Source organism: Streptomyces graminilatus (assembly GCF_001418565.1).
GTDB lineage: Bacteria > Actinomycetota > Actinomycetes > Streptomycetales > Streptomycetaceae > Streptomyces > Streptomyces graminilatus.
The window spans coordinates 1-3916 of record NZ_LIQQ01000433.1; the positions used below are offsets into that span (position 1 = coordinate 1).

A 3916-nucleotide genomic window follows, 5' to 3' on the forward strand; every position below is an offset into this window, starting at 1 on the left:
CCCTCCGCCCCCCCGGAACCTCTTGACACCCACCTGCCCGGAAGGCACATTGAGTTGCGCAACCTGAGTCATGTTGCGTAGACAGCAACTGACGCGCAGGGCCTGGACTGGTTTTTCAACCGGAGGTGCGGCGATGGCGGGACCCCGAGTGGTCATCATCGGAGCGGGCGTCGTCGGCGCGGCACTCGCGGACGAGATCTCCGCGCGAGGCTGGACCGAAGTGACCGTGGTCGACCAGGGCCCGCTGCCCGCCACCGGCGGCTCCAGCTCCCACGCCCCGGGGCTGGTCTTCCAGGCGAACTCGTCGAAGACGATGGCCGAGCTGGCCCGCTACACCGTCGAGAAGTTCTGTTCCCTGGACGTCGACGGCAAGCCCTGTTTCCTCCAGGTCGGCGGCCTCGAAGTGGCCACCACCCCCGAGCGCCTCACCGAACTGCACCGCCGCCACGGCTGGATCACCGCCTGGGGCATCGAGTCCCGTCTGCTGACCGCCGAGGAGTGCGCCGCCCAGCACCCGCTCCTCAATCCTGAGCGGGTGTTGGGCGGCCTCCTCGTCCCCACCGACGGACTCGCCAAAGCCGTCCTCGCCGTCGAGGCCCAGATCCGCCGGGCCACCGAACGCGGCGTGAGCTTCCTGCCCCGCCACGAGGTGCTGGACGTGCGGCAGACCGACGGCCGGGTCACCGGAGTCGTCACCGACCAGGGCGAGATCCCGGCCGACATCGTCGTGTGCTGCGCCGGTATCTGGGGGCCGAAGATCGCCCGCATGGTGGGCCTCAATCTCCCCCTCACGCCCCTGGCCCACCAACTGGCCTGGACCGGGCCGGTCCCCGCCCTCGCCGGTCAGACGGAGGAAGCGGTCCGCCCGATCCTGCGCCACCAGGACGCCGACCTCTACTACCGCGACCGCTTCGACGCCATCGGCATCGGCTACTACGGCCACCGCCCGATGCCGATCTCCGCCGACGACATCCGGCCGTTCCGCGAGGGCGAGACCATGCCCTCGGTCCTGAAGTTCACCGAGGACGACTTCGCCGACGCCTGGACGGAGACCCAGTCCTTGCTCCCGGCCACCAAGGACGCGAAGGTCGACGAGGGCATCAACGGCCTGTTCTCCTTCACCACCGACAACTTCCCGCTCCTCGGCGAGTCGCCGGACGTCAAGGGCTTCTGGGTCGCCGAGGCCGTGTGGGTCACGCACTCGGCGGGCGTCGGCCGGGCGATGGCCGAGTGGCTGGTCGACGGCTTCTGCTCCTCCTTCGACCTGCACGAGTGCGACCTCAACCGCTTCGAGCCGCACCAGCTCGCCCCGGAGTACGTCCTGGCCCGCGACTGCCAGAACTTCGTCGAGGTGTACGACATCCTCCACCCCCTCCAGCCGTCCGGGGACCCGCGCCCGATCCGCACCAGCCCCTTCCACACCCGCCAGAAGGAACTGGGCGCCTTCTTCCTTGAGGCGAACGGCTGGGAACGCCCGCAGTGGTACGAGGCCAACGCGCCCTTGGTGGAAGGCCGTTCCGTCCCCACCCCGAACGACTGGGCGGCCCAGTACTGGTCCCCGATCGTCGGCGCCGAGGCCCAGGCGACCAGGGAGACGGTCGCGATGTACGACATGACGGCCCTGAAGCGCCTGGAGGTGACGGGCCCCGGTGCCGCCGACTTCCTGGAGGGCCTCACCACCAGCAAGGTCGCCAAGTCGGTCGGGTCGGTGACGTACACGCTGCTCCTGGACCACGACGGCGGCATCCGCAGCGATGTCACCGTGGCCCGCCTCGGCCGCGACCTCTTCCAGGCCGGCGCCAACGGCAACCTAGACCTCGACTGGTTCACCCGCCACCTCCCGGCCGACGGGACCGTCCAGGTCCGTGACATCACGCCTGGCACCTGCTGCATCGGTCTCTGGGGGCCCCTGGCCCGCAAGGTTCTCCAGCCCCTGACGGACGAGGACTTCTCGAACGACGGGCTGAAGTACTTCCGCGCCAAGCGCGCCTACATCGGCAGCGTCCCGGTGACGGCGATGCGCCTGTCGTACGTCGGCGAACTCGGCTGGGAGCTTTACACCACCGCCGACCAGGGCCAGAAACTCTGGGACACCCTCTGGCAGGCGGTACAGCCCCTGGGCGGCATCGCCGCCGGGCGCGGCGCCTTCAACAGCCTCCGCCTGGAGAAGGGTTACCGCTCCTTCGGCACCGACATGACGTACGAGCACGACCCGTACGAGGCCGGCGTCGGCTTCGCCGTGAAGCTCGACAAGGGCGAGTTCTTGGGGAAGGCGGCGCTGGAACGTCGTAAGGCCGACGTCCGCCGGAAGCTCACCTGCCTCACGATCGAGGATCCGCGGTCGGTGGTCATGGGCAAGGAGCCGGTGTACGAGGGGGAGCGGGCGGTCGGGTACGTCACCAGCGCCGCTTACGGCTACACGATCGGCAAGGGCATCGCGTATGCCTGGCTGCCCGCTGAACTGGCCGTCCCTGGAACGGCGTTGAGTATCGGCTACTTCGATCAGCGGGTGGCGGCCGTGGTCGCCGAGGAGCCCTTGTTCGACCCGACGATGTCCCGCCTTCGTGGGTAGGTCCCCGGGTCGGTCCGTCAACCGGGCCGCCTGCCGATTCGCAGAACTCGAAGACGAAGTCGAAGACGGAGACGCGCGATGAGCCCCCGTACCCCCGGCGCCGAGCTGCCCGAGCACCCCGACTGGCTGTGGCGTACGCCCGAGCCGAAGCGGTCGTACGACGTGATCGTCGTGGGCGGCGGTGGACACGGTCTCGCCACCGCTCACTACCTGGCGAAGAACCACGGCATCACCAACGTCGCCGTACTGGAGAAGGGGTGGCTGGCGGGCGGCAACATGGCCCGCAACACCACGATCATCCGCTCCAACTACCTGTGGGACGAGAGCGCGGGCATCTACGAACACGCGCTGAAACTGTGGGAGGGCCTGGAGGAGGAGCTGGACTACCCCATCCTCTTCTCCCAGCGCGGCGTGCTGAACCTGGCCCACAGCCTCCAGGACGTCCGCGACAGCGTGCGCAGGGTGGAAGCCAACCGCCTCAACGGTGTGGACGCGGAATGGCTGGACGCGGAGCAGGTCCGGGAGGTCTGCCCGATCGTCAACATCTCACCGGACGTGCGCTATCCGGTCCTCGGCGGTACGTACCAGCCGCGCGCCGGTATCGCGAAGCACGACCATGTGGCGTGGGGCCTGGCCCGCTCGGCGGACGCGGCCGGTATCGACATCATCCAGAACTGCGAGGTCACGGGCCTGGACGTGGTCGGCGGGAAGGTGGTCGGGGTCCAGACGACCCTGGGCCCGATCGCGGCCGGCAAGGTGGCCCTCTGCTCGGCGGGGCACAGCTCGGTCCTGGCGGCGATGGCGGGCATCGAACTCCCGCTCCAGAGCCACCCGTTGCAGGCGCTGGTCTCCGAACTCCTGGAACCCGTGCACCCGACCGTCGTCATGTCCAACGCGGTGCACGTGTACGTCAGCCAGGCGCACAAGGGCGAGCTGGTGATGGGCGCGGGCATCGACTCGTACAACTCGTACACGCAGCGTGGGGCGTTCCACATCATCGAGGAGCAGATGGCGGCGGCTCTGGAGCTGTTCCCCGTCTTCGCCCGCGCCCATGTGCTGCGCACCTGGGGAGGCATCGTGGACGTCAGCCCCGACGCGTCGCCGATCGTCGGCCTCACCCCGGTCGACAACCTGTATCTGAACTGTGGATGGGGAACCGGGGGGTTCAAGGCCACACCGGGCGTCGGCTGGGTCTACGCCCACACGATCGCCCACGACACCCCCCACCCCCTCAACGCCCCCTTCTCGCTCGACCGTTTCACCACCGGCGCGCTCGTCGACGAGCACGGCGCGGCCGCGGTGGCCCACTAGGGACCCTCAAGGGAGCCGAACGACATGCTTCTC

2 protein-coding genes are annotated in these 3916 nt (G+C 69.1%); both read left to right on the forward strand.

Annotation, left to right across the window (positions count from 1 at the left end; translation table 11 throughout):
• The first annotated feature begins 133 nt into the window (after positions 1-133).
• Positions 134-2572 (forward strand): GcvT family protein, encoded by a 2439-nt coding sequence (locus AOK08_RS31565; RefSeq protein ID WP_055532445.1) that lies wholly within the window; start codon positions 134-136, stop codon positions 2570-2572.
• Positions 2573-2650: 78 nt separating this feature from the next.
• Entirely contained in the window at positions 2651-3883 is a 1233-nt protein-coding gene (locus tag AOK08_RS31570; RefSeq protein ID WP_055532447.1) for a sarcosine oxidase subunit beta family protein, read from the forward strand.
• The last annotated feature ends 33 nt before the right edge of the window (positions 3884-3916 follow it).

Bases quoted from the DNA above. Each gene is read 5' to 3' on its own strand.
- AOK08_RS31570 (WP_055532447.1), top strand. From the start codon at position 2,651: ATGAGCCCCCGTACCCCCGGCGCCGAGCTGCCCGAGCACCCCGACTGG.
- AOK08_RS31565 (WP_055532445.1), top strand. From the start codon at position 134: ATGGCGGGACCCCGAGTGGTCATCATCGGAGCGGGCGTCGTCGGCGCG.